The sequence below is a fragment of the Betaproteobacteria bacterium genome (assembly GCA_009693245.1).
GTDB lineage: Bacteria > Pseudomonadota > Gammaproteobacteria > Burkholderiales > SHXO01 > SHXO01.
In genome coordinates, this window is the sequence record SHXO01000016.1 from 26,428 (window position 1) to 41,139 (window position 14,712).

At 60.3% G+C, this 14,712-nt stretch carries 13 protein-coding genes and 2 pseudogenes; 9 read left to right on the top strand and 6 right to left on the bottom strand.

Going from position 1 to position 14,712, the window contains the following annotated elements; all coding sequences use genetic code 11:
• Positions 1 to 33: 33 nt before the first annotated feature.
• On the bottom strand, positions 34 to 699 hold the full coding sequence (locus tag EXR36_04350) for an RnfABCDGE type electron transport complex subunit B (protein ID MSQ58878.1): 666 nt from the start codon (positions 697 to 699) through the stop codon (positions 34 to 36).
• Complete coding sequence (locus EXR36_04355) at positions 669 to 4,199, bottom strand: pyridine nucleotide-disulfide oxidoreductase (GenBank protein ID MSQ58879.1); 3,531 nt, start codon at positions 4,197 to 4,199, stop codon at positions 669 to 671. The genes EXR36_04350 and EXR36_04355 overlap by 31 nt, the downstream gene beginning before the upstream one ends.
• A gap of 149 nt (positions 4,200 to 4,348) precedes the next feature.
• On the opposite strand from EXR36_04355, the pseudogene EXR36_04360 reads away from it, so the two are divergent.
• A pseudogene (locus EXR36_04360) lies at positions 4,349 to 4,615 on the top strand (hypothetical protein).
• 492 nt (positions 4,616 to 5,107) lie between these two features.
• Here EXR36_04360 and EXR36_04365 read toward each other — a convergent pair.
• The 4 genes and pseudogenes from EXR36_04365 to EXR36_04380 all read right to left on the bottom strand — a co-directional run bounded on the left by EXR36_04365 (position 5,108) and on the right by EXR36_04380 (position 8,257).
• A pseudogene (locus EXR36_04365) lies at positions 5,108 to 5,566 on the bottom strand (ATP-binding protein).
• Positions 5,567 to 5,651: 85 nt separating this feature from the next.
• The gene (locus EXR36_04370; GenBank protein MSQ58880.1) at positions 5,652 to 6,215 is read right to left on the bottom strand and encodes a cupin domain-containing protein; all 564 of its coding nucleotides are present in this window, start codon (positions 6,213 to 6,215) and stop codon (positions 5,652 to 5,654) included.
• 26 nt (positions 6,216 to 6,241) lie between these two features.
• A complete protein-coding gene (locus EXR36_04375; GenBank protein ID MSQ58881.1) occupies positions 6,242 to 7,225 on the bottom strand; it encodes a ketopantoate reductase family protein in 984 nt (327 codons plus the stop codon).
• A gap of 54 nt (positions 7,226 to 7,279) precedes the next feature.
• Complete coding sequence (locus EXR36_04380; GenBank protein ID MSQ58882.1) at positions 7,280 to 8,257, bottom strand: Gfo/Idh/MocA family oxidoreductase; 978 nt, start codon at positions 8,255 to 8,257, stop codon at positions 7,280 to 7,282.
• 318 nt (positions 8,258 to 8,575) lie between these two features.
• Here EXR36_04380 and EXR36_04385 point away from each other — a divergent pair, with 318 nt between their 5' ends.
• The 8 genes from EXR36_04385 to EXR36_04420 all read left to right on the top strand — a co-directional run.
• Positions 8,576 to 9,013 carry a copper resistance protein CopC gene (locus EXR36_04385; GenBank protein MSQ58883.1) on the top strand — a complete coding sequence of 146 codons (438 nt, stop codon included), beginning with the start codon at positions 8,576 to 8,578 and terminating at the stop codon, positions 9,011 to 9,013.
• A 74-nt stretch (positions 9,014 to 9,087) separates the two neighbouring features.
• A complete protein-coding gene (locus EXR36_04390) occupies positions 9,088 to 10,992 on the top strand; it encodes a c-type cytochrome (GenBank protein ID MSQ58884.1) in 1,905 nt (634 codons plus the stop codon).
• 9 nt (positions 10,993 to 11,001) lie between these two features.
• Entirely contained in the window at positions 11,002 to 11,982 is a 981-nt protein-coding gene (locus EXR36_04395) for a class I SAM-dependent methyltransferase (GenBank protein ID MSQ58885.1), read from the top strand.
• Positions 11,983 to 12,181: 199 nt separating this feature from the next.
• On the top strand, positions 12,182 to 12,406 hold the full coding sequence (locus EXR36_04400; protein MSQ58886.1) for a hypothetical protein: 225 nt from the start codon (positions 12,182 to 12,184) through the stop codon (positions 12,404 to 12,406).
• A 37-nt stretch (positions 12,407 to 12,443) separates the two neighbouring features.
• Positions 12,444 to 12,899 (top strand): GFA family protein, encoded by a 456-nt coding sequence (locus EXR36_04405; GenBank protein MSQ58887.1) that lies wholly within the window; start codon positions 12,444 to 12,446, stop codon positions 12,897 to 12,899.
• 200 nt (positions 12,900 to 13,099) lie between these two features.
• The gene (locus tag EXR36_04410; GenBank protein MSQ58888.1) at positions 13,100 to 13,543 is read left to right on the top strand and encodes a carboxypeptidase regulatory-like domain-containing protein; all 444 of its coding nucleotides are present in this window, start codon (positions 13,100 to 13,102) and stop codon (positions 13,541 to 13,543) included.
• Positions 13,544 to 13,926: 383 nt separating this feature from the next.
• A complete protein-coding gene (locus EXR36_04415) occupies positions 13,927 to 14,262 on the top strand; it encodes a hypothetical protein (GenBank protein MSQ58889.1) in 336 nt (111 codons plus the stop codon).
• Positions 14,263 to 14,334: 72 nt separating this feature from the next.
• The coding region (locus EXR36_04420; protein ID MSQ58890.1) for a hypothetical protein at positions 14,335 to 14,712 on the top strand (378 nt) is incomplete at its 3' end.

A 14,712-nucleotide genomic window follows, 5' to 3' on the forward strand; every position in this document is an offset into this window, starting at 1 on the left:
TTCGGGGTCACGTCTAGCAACGTAGCACTTGGTCTATGTACTTCCAGGTCCCCGGCGCGCTCGGGCGCGCTCCATCGCCTGAGCCACTGCCGCGCGTTTCAGCTGCTTAGCGTCATCGGTCCTCGGCTCGGCGTCCCAAGATCCCTCCTTGAGACGCTCTAACCGAGATTGCCGGGCGAGGTAGCGCCGCCGGGAGTCTTCCGCGGCAGCGGCACTAGGAAGTCCCTCGCGCAAGAGTGCGCCACTCACGCCCTTGTTCGCCAGTGTCTCGACACTCACCAGGCCGATGCAATCCACGGGACAAGGGGGAAGACATAACTCGCATCCCGTGCAATGGGCCAATAGCACTGTGTGCATTTTCTTGGGCGCGCCCACGATGGCATCCACCGGGCATGCGTTGATGCACAGCGTGCAACCGATGCAACGGGCTTCGTCTATCAAGGCGAGGACGGGGGGCCGTTCTTCGCCGCAAGTGGTGTCAAGAGGTATCGGCTCTACTTGTAATAGCGCGGCGAGTTTCGCGATTCCCGCGGCGCCGCCGGGCGGGCAGCGGTTGATGGGCGAGGTGCCCGCCGCCATGGCTTGCGCGTAGGGCATGCATCCGCTGAATCCGCACTTCCCGCATTGAGTCTGGGGGAGGAGGGCGTCGATGGCTTGCGCCTTGGCGGTCAACTCTTCATCGGCGCCGCTGTAAGGCATTGGCGTATCCACTGCGCCGTCAATTTCTCCTGCAGGGAGTTTTGTTTCAAACGCTCGGATAGTGCGTGGAAATCCACGTTATCCAACGGCTGGTCCTGGTTGAAGCAGGAGAATACGTAGGTGACCTTCCCCGTCGCCGGATCGCGCTGCGGTTGCAGGCATTGCGCGCAGATCTCCTTCATCATGCACTGCATGGGAGAGTTGATGGAGCCGATGGCGAAATGATGGGGATTCAAGTGGGGTTCCAGCACTTCGTGGCGCGCGCGTCCCACGGCGGCCATCATGCGGTCCGAACCGATGGCGATGATGCGGTGGCCTTCTCGCATGGGAATAGAGGTGGGGCCCAAGAGTCCGGCGGCGTAGGCGTCCATGGCTTGCACGATGTTGCCGACGAAGGAAAGGTCTTGCGAGCGAGTGGGTTTGAACCCAGGTTGCTCGTCGCTGCACCATACCACCACATCGGCGGCGGCTTCGATCTCTTCCGCCTTGTAGCGGTCGATGATTTTTTTGTAGCCAGCGAAGTAGAGCACCTTCGACCCGGCGGCGCGGAAGGCTTGCCCGATGGAGAACAACACGGCGTTACCCAGGCCTCCGCCCACGAGTATCACCGTCTCGTTGGGATGAATCTCCGTGGGCGTGCCGGTGGGCCCCATGAGGATGACGGGTTCACCCGGTTTCAATTGCGCGCAAAGATCCGAGGAGCCGCCCATCTCCAGAACGATGGTGGAGACTAAGCCGCGCTCGCGGTCCACCCACGCGCCGGTCAGCGCCAGGCCTTCCATGGCGAGGCGCGTGCCGTGTTTGTTGGGCGCTAGGGATTCGAAATTTTGCAGGCGGTAGAACTGCCCTGGTTGAAACTGGCGCGCTGCCCGCGGTGCCTTGACCACGACTTCCACGATGGTGGGCGTCAAACGATGGATGGCGTGAACCGTGGCGCGTAATTGCCCGTTCAATTCATCGAAGAAGGCTTGTACCGGCACCGCCGAAGCAGGCGCGCGCTGGGCGAGCACCCGGCTCACCACGGGGGAACCCTGTTTCGCCGACCCCAGGGCCTTCACCACGTTGCCGAAGAAGGACGGGTGCAGATCGCCGAAGAAGGAGATGAAACGGCCGTCCTCAAGACGCGAGAGCAGCACGTCGGCGCGCTCGGGTTTGGAGATGGAGAATTGCGGTTTGACGGGCTTGCCGTATTCATCGCAGGCGCGGAAGTATTTGCCGTCGACTTGGAATGAATCCGGATGCTCGCGCGAAAGCACTGTGTTGGGCTGGGTGCCGGCCGCGACGAAAATCGTGTGCGCGGCTAAGAGGTAATCGCCTTCGCCGTGCCACTTGCCATCGTCTCCCAAACGCTGGCGCTGAAAATGAATGCCTTTCACCGCGCCGTATTCGTCCGTCTCGATGGAAGCGGGATTCAAGCATTCGGCGAACACCGCGCCTTCTTCCAGAGCCTTCTCCACTTCCTCGTGGTTGAGCGTGTAGGAGGGGCTGTCCATCAAGCGGCGCCGGTAAGCGATGGTGACACCGCCCCAGTGTTGCAGCAACTCCAGCACGCGTGCCTCGCGGCCTTCGCGCTGGGCATTGAGACGCTCATGGCGAATTTCGCGCGCGTGATGTAGAAACTCCTCGGCGATCTCGCGCTCCTCGGGATCCCAGCGGTCGCGCACGGCGTCCTCGCCGATGGTCTCGCTCAAACCTTCGTAACGCTGCAGGAATTTCTCCACCTGCACCACATAGTAGGCAAGGGATTCCGTGGCCGTGTCGATGGCCGTCAACCCGCCTCCGATCACCACGACGGGGAGCCGTACTTGCATGTTCGCAATGGAGTCCGCCTTGGCGGCACCAGTCAATTGCAGTGCCATCAAGAAATCCGAGGCCGTGCGCACGCCTCGCGCCAGTCCGTTTGGAATATCCAAGGTGGTGGGTTTGCCCGCCCCCATGCACAAGGCAATGTGATCGAAGCCCAGGGCGAAGGCGTCGTGCGCGGTGAGCGTGCCGCCGAAGCGAATGCCGCCGAAGAGCGCGAACTCCTCGCGCCGCTCCAGCAACAGCCGCAAAATTTTGAGGAAGTTCTTATTCCAGCGCACCGTGATGCCGTATTCGGCCACACCTCCAAAGCCGGCCATGATGCGCTCGTCCAGTTTCTCGTAGAGAGCCGAAACGTCGCGTATGGGTTTGAAGGGCACACGCGAACCATCCGCGCGCACGCCAGAAAGATGCTCCGGCAAGGGTTCGATCTTCAGGCCGTCGATGCCCGCTACGCAGTGCCCGTCGTTCATTAGATTGTGCGCGAGGCTGAACCCGGCCGGGCCCATGCCGGCCACCAACACTTTGCGACCGGTTGCCTTCAGCGGAAAGGGGCGGCGAATGTTGAGGGGGTTCCAGCGCGTGAGCAGTGAATAAATCTCGAATCCCCAAGGTAACTCCAGCACATCTTTCAGCGTGCGCGTTTCCGCCTGCGGAATGTTCACGGGCTCTTGCTTCTGGTAGATGCAGGCCTTCATGCAATCGTTGCAGATGCGGTGGCCAGTGGCTGCCACCATGGGATTGTCCACCGTGATGACCGCCAGAGCGCCGATGGCGAAGCCCTCGGTCTTGACCTTATGGAACTCGGAGATTTTCTCCTCCAGCGGGCAGCCCGCGAGAGTCACGGAGAAAGGACTCTTCTTGAACTCGATTTTTTGCGGCGCGGCTGCCGCGGGTTTTTCGCGCAGACCTGTCGAGCAGGAATCCTTGCCTTGGGCGTGGCACCAAATGCAGTAATTGGTTTCGTTAAGAGCGCCCGTTAGATCCGTGCCCGCATCGGTCAAGGCGAAGCCCTCGCGCCGGCGAAGACGGGCCGGGCGAATGCGATAAGTCGTTACGTCCTTGTCTACCCTGGTCTCGCTGTGATGCACCAGGTGCATGGGATCGGTCTTGAGCGGAACCTTGAACAAGACGCCGGCTTCGTGCTGCCGGCGCCCGGCCTCCGTGTGTAATGCCCAGGCGGCGTAGCGCAGTGCGAGATCGAGTTGCGCGGCGTGAGCGGATTCATCTCGCAGCCAGCTTGTCACCGCGCGCGCGAAAGCGATCTCGGTGATATCCCCGCCCAAAGCGCTTGTCATCTGCTGGCGCAGGGCCGCACCATCGAATAGAGCAGCATCCGCGGGTTTGATGCGGGTAGCGGCACGCCGCTGCACGAAGTGCCGCTTGCAGTCGTAAAGGGGCGCGAGATCCAGATGTTGCTGGCGTAAAGCCGCCACTTCTTCTTCGATTCCGAACAAGGCCGTGACGAAACGCTCCACATGGGGCGCCAGCGCCACCAACTGCTCGGATTCCTGTTTTTTTGCAGGCGCATCCGGAGCGCCGCGGGCGGTGACCAACTGCTCGTGCAGTCCGGTATCTTCGTCGCGCAGAAAGGCGAGAAATTTCTGGTCGAGCTTACCAAGCCCAGCCTGAGAATAAATTTCCTGAAACGACATACCAAAGCGAAGTTCCGCTTGGTCCAAGCGCGGGCTATTCATTACGGGGATTTAGGAGAGAGGAAAGGCGGAAACCAGGGTGCGAATTATATCAGCGCTCCTTGATGTTCCAAGGATCTGGCTCCTGGATGTCGGGAGTAAATTAGTTGTCCGGTTTATAGCAAGTAATCTGTCCGGTTTGTGGAGGAGGGATGCAAGAGGCCCCCAAGAACCGGACTCGCTATATGCAGGAGCACCGGCAGATGAGATTCGAAGAGGCCTACGAGGGATGGACGAAGGGGCGCTTGACGCAAGCGGAGGCGGGGCTGTTGTTGGGGCAGTGCGAGCGTAGTTTTCGGCGCCACGTGGAGCGCTACCAAGCCGATGGGTTGGAGGGACTGCTCGACAAGCGGTTGAGCCAGATTTCCAAGCGCCAGGCTAGCCAGGGGGAAGTGGAGCAAGTGGTTCAGAGCTATAAGAGCGGCTTTGCGGGCTGGAACGTGGCGCACTTTCACAGCAAGTACAAGACGGAGTTCAAGGGCACGCGCAGCTACAGCTGGACGAAATGCGTCTTGCAGAAGGCGGGCGTGGTGAAGACGGCCAAGCGCGGGGGCAAGCACCGGATCAAACGCGAGCGCGCGCCGCTTCCTGGGATGATGGTGCACCAGGACGCGAGCACGCACCGCTGGGTGGCGGGCAAGGTTTGGGATCTGGTGGTGACCATGGACGATGCCACGGGGGAGCACACCAGCATGTTCTTCTGCGAGCAGGAGGGTACGGTGTCGAGCTTTCACGAGTTGGGACAGACGATCATGCGTTATGGCCTGTTTTCCAGTTTGTACACCGACCGGGGCAGCCATTACTTTCTCACGCCCGAGGCGGGAGGCAAGGTGGACAAGCACCGCTTGACCGAAGTGGGACGCGCGCTCAAGCACCTGGGGATCGAGCACATCGCGCCATTTACACCCGGTTACAAGCTCGGTCCAAAGCCCGGTGCGCCCGGCACCCAGGCGTTCTTGCCTGGTTAGAGGTCTGAGCGCAACGTAAACAGCGCGCCCGGCGAGCGTCTCACCAATGCTCTCCATCATCAGTAAGTTCGCGGAGCCCGTCAGCACGAAGCGCCCAGGCGTTCGGTTGCGATCGTTGTCCACGGCGCGCTTGATGGCGATGAGCAAGTCTTTAGCGCGTTGGACCTCGTCCAGGACCAAGGCCGGCGCGCGCGCAACCAAGGCTTCGGGGTCTGCCTGCGCGAGCGATCTAAGATCGAAATCGTCCAGCGTTAGGTAGGGCCGCTGCTGGAGCCTAGGCAAGGAGCGGATCAAGGTCGTCTTGCCGGTTTTGCGCGCGCCCAGTACGACGACCACGGGTGCGGTATCCAACGCCCGCTCGATAGCAGGCACCGCCGCGCGAGGGAGAAATGGTTTTTCCATGAAAGTATGATTATCATACTTTCATGGAATGTCGAGGTGGTGGTCTACCTGGGTGGCGAGGTAAATTCGCGCCTCGCATAAGCGCCTATTCCGCGTTCTCCTTCTGCAAAGCCTCGCACCGCCGCATTGCCTCGGGCGTGAATTCGGCTTGGGGCTCGTTGCCGCCGATGACAAACATCAAAATGTGCTCCTGTCCGGGTTCATCAAAGGTGACGTTCATGAAGCGGCGCGCGACGCCCACGGGAAAAGAGATGACGTCGAGCGGCTCGAGGTCGATGAACTGCCTATCCGCGCCCTCGTTCCACTCGCAGCGCCAGCGGCCCGTCATGGCGATGAAGGTTTCGTTGCTGTCGTGGTTGTGCATGAGCGGCCCCTTGCCGGGTTTGGCGCGGCAGTAGCCGAGATTGAAACCTTCGGAGATGCGAATGGCCGCCATGGCCGAGGCGTCGTCGCCCACGGGCGAAGTGGTCGCTTCGTTGCGCCTATCCTGGGGTGGCTGAAAGCCGATGACGTTGTAAAGCGTGCGATGGCATTCGGGTACTTTGCTATCCGGCAAGCCACCATCGGAACCGCGCAAATCCTTGAAACGCGCCACGCGTTTGAGCATGTCCTCGCGCGACCATGTCTTGACTTCTCTCCAATCGCTCATGATTTCTCCCGTTCAAGCCTGTCAGTTCAAGGATGCGGCTCGGCCTGCGCGTCCAGCTCCAACTGGGCGTAATCGCGCGGGGGCTCATGCAAAAGTTGCCGGCGGCTCTTCTCCAAACCCTTGATCAAGGCAACGATGGTTTCGTTGTGTGGGAGCGCCAAGCCAAGCGCCTTGCCCTCGCGCACCAACGCGCCATTGATGGAATCGATCTCTGTACGCCGGCCTTGCTCGATGTGCTGCATCATGGAAGGCTTGTTGTAGCGCAGGCGGCAGTGTTTGATGATCTTCTTCCTGGGATCGGATTCCAGCAATTTTATCCCCTTGCGCGCCACCACGAGGAGGATCTCGTCCACCACCTTTCCCAGCAACTCAAGTACTTCCGGTGTGCGGTAAATCTCTCCCGCGCGTAGCCCCGTGAGGGCGGTGAGCGCGTTGAGCGCGCAATTGAGCACGAACTTGGTCCAGATCTGCGCCATGGGATCGGTAATGACCTCGGTGGGGATCTGCGCCTTGTTCAGCATGTCCGCCACGGCTTTGATACGAGGAGTCATCCGTCCGTCCAGTTCGCCCAGGGAGGTCATGGCCGCGTTGGTGTACACCACCCGGCCGAGTTCGGGATGGGCGCCGCTGTTCATCGTCACGCCCGCGCACACGCGTTCCTTCCCTAGGGTCTCCACGAGAATTTCCACGTTGCCGATACCGTTCTGCAAAGTGAGGACGAAGCCCTCTGGCTTGAGTATGCGAGCTGCCGTGCGGGCGGCTTCCTGGGTCGCGTTGGTATCGGTGAAGATGATGGCGAGATCGCACGGGGGTAATCCCTCGGCGCTGGTGTGGGCCGGTACTCGCACAGTGTGATCGCCCCGCACGCCCCCGACCTTCAAGCCCTCGCGCTGGATCAGCGCGACGTGGGCTTCCCGGTTATCGATGAGCGTGACGTCGTAACCCGCGCGAAACAACAGGCCGCCATAAAAACCGCCCATGGCTCCTGAACCGATGACATAGATACGCATACGATGCTCCTTTGATGTTAATTCGTGGATGAGCGCAGGCTGCAAGTTTATGAGCTACGCGAATGGTTCGCTCGTCCCGCCCAGCGCGTTCAAACTCAAATTCATCTGGCCGCACACCTTGAGCGCCACCTCCAGAGCGCGCCTGCCGTCGTTGCCGCTGACCAAGGGCTCGGTTTCGGATGTGACAGCGTTCAAAAACGATTCGATCTCCGCGAGCAGAGGATCGGCTTTTTCGAAGCGCTGCTCTTCTTGCTGGACGCGTGGGATGACATCACCAGCCTCTCCTGGAGCCTTGCGCACGCTGCGCACATGAAAGTTCTCGCAGTCGATGGAAAGATAGCTGTCCGGTTGAAAGATGCGTAATTTCCTTACCGATTGCTGGCTGACGCGGCTGGAGGATACGTTCGCGACGCAGCCATTGGCGAACTCGATGCGCGCCGTGGCGATGTCCACCGCGGGCGTGAGCACCTTGAAACCACTGGACCGCACCTCGGTCACGTCGCTCTTCACGATGCTCAGAATCAAGTCGATGTCGTGGATCATCAAATCGAGCACCACGTTGACGTCCGTACCCCTGGGCTTGAACACGGCAAGGCGCTCGGATTCGATAAAGAGCGGCTGAAAGATTTGCTCGCGCACCGCTTGTATCGCCGGATTGAAGCGCTCCAGATGCCCCACCTGAAATACCAGGCCCTTGTCCTGGGCGAGGGCCACGAGGGTGCGCGCCTCTTCCAGGGTTCGCGTGACGGGTTTCTCCACGAGGATGTGCACACCCGCCTCTAGGCAGGCCCGCGCGACGGCGAAGTGCGCATCGGTGGGCACGACTATGGAGGCCACGTCGATGCGGTCTAGCAATTCACGAAAATCCGTATAGGCTTGCGTATTGTGCTCGGCGGCGATTTCTCGGGCGCGCGCTGGGTCGGCATCCACCACGCCGGCCAGCGTGCAGCCGGGGAGCTGCGCATACTTGCGGGCATGAAACTTCCCCAAATAACCGGCGCCGATCACCGCGGCGCGCAAAGGATTAGGCATGGTCGTTCGTTCTCGAATCGGTGAGGGGATGATAAAGCACTTGCCAGGGGGCTTGACAACGGGGGTTGCAAAACAACGATGTACCATCTCGCACATAAGGGCATAATGGCGCGGCCCTGTGGAGGGGGCGATGGTATTGCACAGCAAGCGCGATAAACTCTTTCCAGGCTGTGGTGCGCAGGTGGCGAAGTGGTGGGCGCAATGCAATCGCTGCGACCTTGATCGCACTATCTCTCAGCCCAATGGCTGCGTGGTCTATCAAGGCTGCGATCCGCGCGGGCCCACGGCCTACTGCGAGGGTGATGGTACCCATTCGAAATGGCCGGAGCAGTCGCAAGCTATCGTAGATTTCTTTCAAGCCATTCCACGCAAGGCGGAGCCATGAAATCGGTTGGGATGAGGTTTATTTATGTGATGGTCTTTCTAGCCTGCCAAGTGCCACACGCTTGGGCGCACGCCAAACTGGTGAGATCGGATCCTAGTGCGCGCGCGATCCTGACGCGCGCTCCATCCGTGATTCAGCTTTGGTTCAACGAAAAGCTGGAGCCCGCCTATTCGTCCGCGGAGCTGCGTGACGGCGCGGGGACGCTGGTGTCCACGGAGAAGGCGGCGATCGCGCCATCCAACGCCAAGCAACTCATGCTCAAGATTCCCTCCTTGGCCGGCGGCGAATATGTTGTTCAATACCGCGCGCTCTCCGTGGACGGACATATCGCCGAATCCAGTTTTCGCTTTTTCGTGCGTGCGCGCCCGTAGCTCCTCGGTGTAACGGACCGCACCTCGCCCAAAAAACCGTCCTTCGAGCCGGCTTCGGTGCTGATCTCAGGTTGATGGAAGTTCTCGCCACGCTATCGCGGTTTGCCCAAACGGTAAGCGGTTGCCTGCTCACCGGGTGGATGGTCTTTCGGCTGCTCGGCGCTCATCCACAAAGGCAGTCGCACCGGCGCGCTGCCGAAGCCGGCTTGGCCCTTTGCTTTATTTTCGCGGGAATCGCTTCTCTTGCATTCCAGACTGTGCTCGTGACAGGAAGCGCCGGCGCGCTCTTGGATTTCCCTGCTTGGCGGGGAGTAATGCAGCACACCGTCTTTGGATATGTGTGGCTGGGGCGCGAAAGCCTTATGCTGGCCCTAGGGCTGATGTGTTGGTACCGCCTGCCCACGGTATTCCTCGTAGCCCTCGCGGGAGCAGCCACGGCGTTGGGAGCGGCGAGCGGTCATGCGGCAGCGCTGGAACCCGCGTGGCCCGCCCTCGTTGCACAAGGTGTTCACATCGCGGCGATCGGTGTCTGGTGGGGCGGCCTAATTCCCTTGGCGCTGGCGATGCGCGCGGGCAATGCCTCGGAATTTGCGCTCACGTTCCGCCGGTTCTCTCGCCTGGCCGCCACGGCCATGGTCCTGATTATCGGTACAGGTGTTTTCCTATCGCTGGCTCACGTCGCAACTTGGCCAGCGTTATTCGGTACCGCTTACGGGCAGCGGTTGCTATTCAAGCTGTTCTTGATCGCGGTGACACTGCTCCTGGCGGCGAGGCTCCGGTGGCATTGGTTGAGGCACTTGGAGCAGATCGCCACCGAGCGAATCGCTACCTGGGGAGCGTGGCTGGTGCTGGCCGAGTTCCTGGTCGCGCTTGCAGTAATTCTGATCGGAAGCATCCTATCCAGCACTCCCCCCGCCCGGCACGAGCAGATCTTATGGCCCTTCGGCTTTCGCTTTGCGCCGGAGGTCACGTGGGCGCAGCCTCAAGTCCCTCTGCAAGTAATTGCGGGGTCTGTACTGGTATTGACGTCCGTGGCCAAGTTTTTTTGGTCGTACCGGCAAGGCTGGCAGTCCTCGTTGGTGAGCGGTTTTTTGCTGCTGCTGGGCTTGCTGGTCGCACTGCCGCCGCTGGGGGTGCAGGCTTTCCCCGATACCTATCGTGGCAGCGCCGTGGCTTATCACAGCATCTCCATCGGCAACGGCGCGAAGCTCTTCCAGCAACACTGCGCCAATTGTCATGGCGAAGGCGGGCAGGGCAATGGACCGCTGGCGGCGGCCTTGCCAAGACCGCCTGCCGATTTGACGGCGCCCCACACCGCGGATCACACCGCGGGAGACATGTTTTGGTGGCTGACCCACGGCATTCCTGCCGGCAAGATGCCTGGCTTCGGAGAAATCCTGAGCGAGGACGAGCGCTGGGATCTGATTAATTTTCTTCGCGCCTTCTCCAGTGGCTTTCAAGCGCGCATCATCCGCCCCCGCATCGCTTCGATGCGACCGTGGCTAGGTGCCCCCGATTTCAACTATGTGCTGCAAAGCGGGGAGAACGGGGCGCTCAAGGAGTTCCGTGGAGATAAGCCCGTGGTGCTCGTGTTTTTCTCTTTGCCAGATTCCAGCCAGCGTTTGGCGCAGTGGCGTCATTCGAGAGTGGCAATCGAGGCGGCTGGGGCAAAATTACTCATGGTGCCCTTGGCTCCAGGTTCGCATGAGCAAGACCATTTGCTTCCCGTGATGAGTCAAGGGGCCGAGGAAGTGTCGGGTACCTACCTTCTCTTGTCCCGAACATTGAATAACCCGAGGGAGCGGGCGGCGCTTCCTCACCATGTGGAAATGCTGGTGGATCGCTTCGGTTATCTGCGCGCGAGATGGTTCCCGCGCGAAGGCGATGACTGGGTAGATATGGAAAAGCTCGCCGGCCAGATTAGGGCGCTTAACGCTGAACCTGAGATACTCCCCCCTCCGGACGAACATTTGCACTGACGCCGAGCCATGAACGAGCCCGACCTTGACAACCCCTATAGCTCCGCGTTCTCTCAGGCCGCGCGCAACGCACTAACGGAGCACTACGAGACAGGCGCCAACCTGTACAAATTCTGGGGCAGCCCAGGGTCGGTTTTGTCCGCCCTATTGCTTGGCTGGGCCCAGTCGAAGCACCCAGGCCATCTCAGTTACGCCTGGGACCTGGAATCGGCGCGCAGCTTGGATGAGGGCATTCGCGCCACCACCAAACAGGCGGTATTGCGTCTGGGTTTGGAAGGGAACCCCGCACCGAGAATTTTCGAGGCGGGCTGCGGCATCGGTGGATGCACCCTGGAAGTGGCCGCCCTATTTCCACGCGGCCAAGTAACAGGGCTAGCCATCGTGATGGGCCAACTCGAAATCGCGCGAGAACGTGCACGTGCGCGCAACATTGGAAACGCGCGGTTCGTTTGCGGAAATTATTTGAGAACACCTTTTCCCGACCGGTACTTCGACGCCATCTTCGCCATGGAGTGCATCGTCCACACGCCGGTGCAAGAACGCTCGCGCTTGCTACAGGAGTGGTGCCGTATCTTGAAGCCGGGCGGGCGAATGGTGATCTTCGATGGGTTTTCCATGCAACGTCCCGCCAATGAAGCACAGCGGAAAGCCATTCAAGACGTCATGGAAGGGTGGACCTTACCCTATCCGCCCAGCCCCGGGGTTTTCAGGTCTCAGGCCGAGGCCAGCGCACTGCGCGTGGTGGAGCAGAGCAATACCACAGCGCATGTATACGAATCCGCGCGCCGCATCGCCGCCATCGGCACTTGGGTATTGCGGCCGTTGTCTTGGCTGGCCCGTGTGCCTTTGCTGGGAGGACTGGCACGGCCACTGGGATTCGAGTCCGCGCGCCATGCGGCACTGTTTGTGCGCGCTTGCCGCGCCCAGCAAAGAGTCTTCGAGCAAAATCTCGGCGCCTATTTCGTGCATGTATTCGAGCGCATGACCTAGAAAAAGCGTTTGAACATGAAGGACGCGAAGGCAATCAAAAGCACGCAGTAGGTATTGCCGAAAGTAAGCTTGGGGAAAGACATTCAGCGTAACCCTGCCGCCGCGCGTTTGAGTTGCTTGGTGCTGCTGACCTGCATCGCAATGCGGAACATCTCCCTGGGAGCACGTAGGCGGCTACCCCTTCAAAAACTTTCCGGCTATGCATATCGTTCTCAATTCCAAGTTTTTTCGAACCCTCAACGTCGGCGGCCTCGCCCTCAAGGCATTACGCTATGATGGCCCGCTTTCGGTCCACACGGAGTACGAATTCGACGAGTCCATCATCCGGCAGGTTGGCTACGCGGACACCGTGCCCGAGAACCTTGAGGAGTGGGCCAGCGCGGACGCGGCCTACCTGAAAAAGGTCTGGGGCGAAATCTATTGAACTGTTCGTGGTTCATCACCTTATTTTGGAGTCACAGATGAATGAAACCCATTCCGGCGGTTGCGCGTGCGGCGCGGTACGTTACCGTGTGCACGGGAAACCCACGGTGGCCACTGTGTGCCACTGCAAGTTTTGCCAGCGCAGACTGGCGAGTGCCTTCGCGGTGATTGCATCCTTTGAAGAAAAATCGGTGGAGATGCTTCAAGGGAAACTCGCGGAAGTTGAACATCGTTCCGATGAAAGCGGGCGTTGGCTGCGAATGAGTTTCTGCCATGCATGCGGAACCACCATCTCTCACATCGCCGAACGGCGGCCGGGGATTCGAAGCATCGCGGCTGGAACCTTCGACGATCCTAGTTGGGTCGAGATCGGCAGGCATATTTGGGTACAGTCGAAACTCCCCTGGGTTTCCATTCCCGCGGGAGTCGAGGTGTATCAAAAGGGAGTCACGGGAGCCCCTCCGCCAGGCTCTTCCGCTCCCGTGAAAAGGTAATGCGCCGCCGCGTTACATGAAGCGCGTGCTGTTTATTTGTAGCCAGAACTGGCTACTCAGTCCGGCTGCCGAGCAAGGGACGTTTGGGGTCAGATCTTTACTTTCTAGTCGCTCAGACAATACTGAAACCCCTCAATGCCCTAGATCTGTCTTCCGAAAGAAGAGGCGCCGGGCAGGGAACGAGAAGTACAATCGTGCAGATGCCTGACGTAAGACATAAATACAAATGGCGGCTGGTTTACAAGAAGAGAGTATTCATGAATTGCGCCAAGATGATCCATGCAACGATTCTGGCATTAGGTGTTGCCGTGTTCATGGCAGCGCCTCAGATGCACGCTCAACAGAGCAATGACCCAGCGATACGAATCGGGGCCACGGATCTTGGTGGCGTGGTCACTAGCACGAACGGGCCGGAAGCCGGTGTATGGGTGATCGCCGAGACCTCGGACCTGCCCACGAAGTTCGCGAAGATCGTGGTGACCGATGACCAAGGACGCTATGTGATGCCCGAGCTGCCAGAGGCAACCTACAGCGTATGGGTGCGCGGTTACGGGCTCGTGGATTCGCCCAAGGTGCAGACCTTCACCAGGAAAGATTGTCAACCTCAAGGCCGTGGTGGCGCCCAATGCAGCGGCCGCGGCTGAGTACTATCCGGCGATTTACTGGTACTCGATGCTCACTGTTCCGAACAAGCGCGAGTTTCCGGGCACGGGGCCGGGCGGCAACGGTATGTCCGAGAAGCTCAAGAGCCAGGCCCAGTGTCTGGATGTGGTCAATACCAACGGTTGCTACACGTGTCACAAGTTGGGCAACAAGGCCACTCGCACCATTCCGAAGGAGTTGGGAGAATTCGGCTCCTCGGCGCAGGCGTGGGGGCGGCGCATCATGTCGGGCCTGGCCATGAACCAGATGATGGCCGCCATCGTGCGGCTCGACGCGGAGCGTCGCGCTGAAGCTCTTCGCCAACAGGACCGACCGCATCGCCGCGGGCGCATTGCCTTTTTCGCATCCATCTCGGCCGCAAGGTGTGGAACGCAACATCGTCGTCACGCTGTGGGATTGGGCAGGACCGAAGGATTATCTGCACGACGAGATCTCCACCGACAAGCGCAATCCGAGAGTCAATGCGAATGGCTTGATCTATGGTGCGCCCGAAGAGAGCACCGATCTTTTCCCGGTGCTCGATCCTGTGAACCATGTGGCCACGCAGGTGAGAATGCCGGTGCGCGATCCTAACACGCGCTCCTCGAAGAGCAACCCGATGCAGCCTTCGCCGTACTTGGGCCCCGATCCCATCTGGGACAGCCAGACCAGCATGCACAACCCGATGTTCGACGAGAACGGGCGGGTGTGGTTCACCTAGCGCGTGCGCACGGCGGAAAATCCGCCCGAGTGCCGTAAAGGTTAGGACCACCCTTCAGCGAAGCTCACGCCCATGGAAACGTCCAACCGGCATTTGTCGATGTACGACCCGAAGACAGGCAAGATCACGCTGATCGGCACCTGCTTTTCCACTCACCATATCGTGTTCGCCGAAGACGCCAACAACACCCTATGGACCAGCGCTGGAGGGCCGCAGAGTGGCGCGATCGGTTGGCTGAACCGAAAGGTGTTCGAGGAAACGGGCGACGAGATGAAAGCGCAAGGATGGACGGCGCTGGCGGAAGTCTTCGAGCCGCCGCTGCCTGGATTCGGCCCGCGCGGCATGGACATCGATCGCGGCGCGTGGTGTGGACGCCGCTGTCGAGTGGCCACATGGCGAGCTTCGACCGGCGTAAATGCAAGGGCCCGCTCAACGGCATCCACGCCACCG

Coding starts and splice junctions, on each gene's coding strand:
- EXR36_04350 (MSQ58878.1), bottom strand. CDS start 699: ATGCCTTACAGCGGCGCCGATGAAGAGTTGACCGCCAAGGCGCAAGCC.
- EXR36_04355 (MSQ58879.1), bottom strand. CDS start 4,199: ATGAATAGCCCGCGCTTGGACCAAGCGGAACTTCGCTTTGGTATGTCG.
- EXR36_04370 (MSQ58880.1), bottom strand. CDS start 6,215: ATGAGCGATTGGAGAGAAGTCAAGACATGGTCGCGCGAGGACATGCTC.
- EXR36_04375 (MSQ58881.1), bottom strand. CDS start 7,225: ATGCGTATCTATGTCATCGGTTCAGGAGCCATGGGCGGTTTTTATGGC.
- EXR36_04380 (MSQ58882.1), bottom strand. CDS start 8,257: ATGCCTAATCCTTTGCGCGCCGCGGTGATCGGCGCCGGTTATTTGGGG.
- EXR36_04385 (MSQ58883.1), top strand. CDS start 8,576: ATGGCCGGAGCAGTCGCAAGCTATCGTAGATTTCTTTCAAGCCATTCC.
- EXR36_04390 (MSQ58884.1), top strand. CDS start 9,088: ATGGAAGTTCTCGCCACGCTATCGCGGTTTGCCCAAACGGTAAGCGGT.
- EXR36_04395 (MSQ58885.1), top strand. CDS start 11,002: ATGAACGAGCCCGACCTTGACAACCCCTATAGCTCCGCGTTCTCTCAG.
- EXR36_04400 (MSQ58886.1), top strand. CDS start 12,182: ATGCATATCGTTCTCAATTCCAAGTTTTTTCGAACCCTCAACGTCGGC.
- EXR36_04405 (MSQ58887.1), top strand. CDS start 12,444: ATGAATGAAACCCATTCCGGCGGTTGCGCGTGCGGCGCGGTACGTTAC.
- EXR36_04410 (MSQ58888.1), top strand. CDS start 13,100: ATGCCTGACGTAAGACATAAATACAAATGGCGGCTGGTTTACAAGAAG.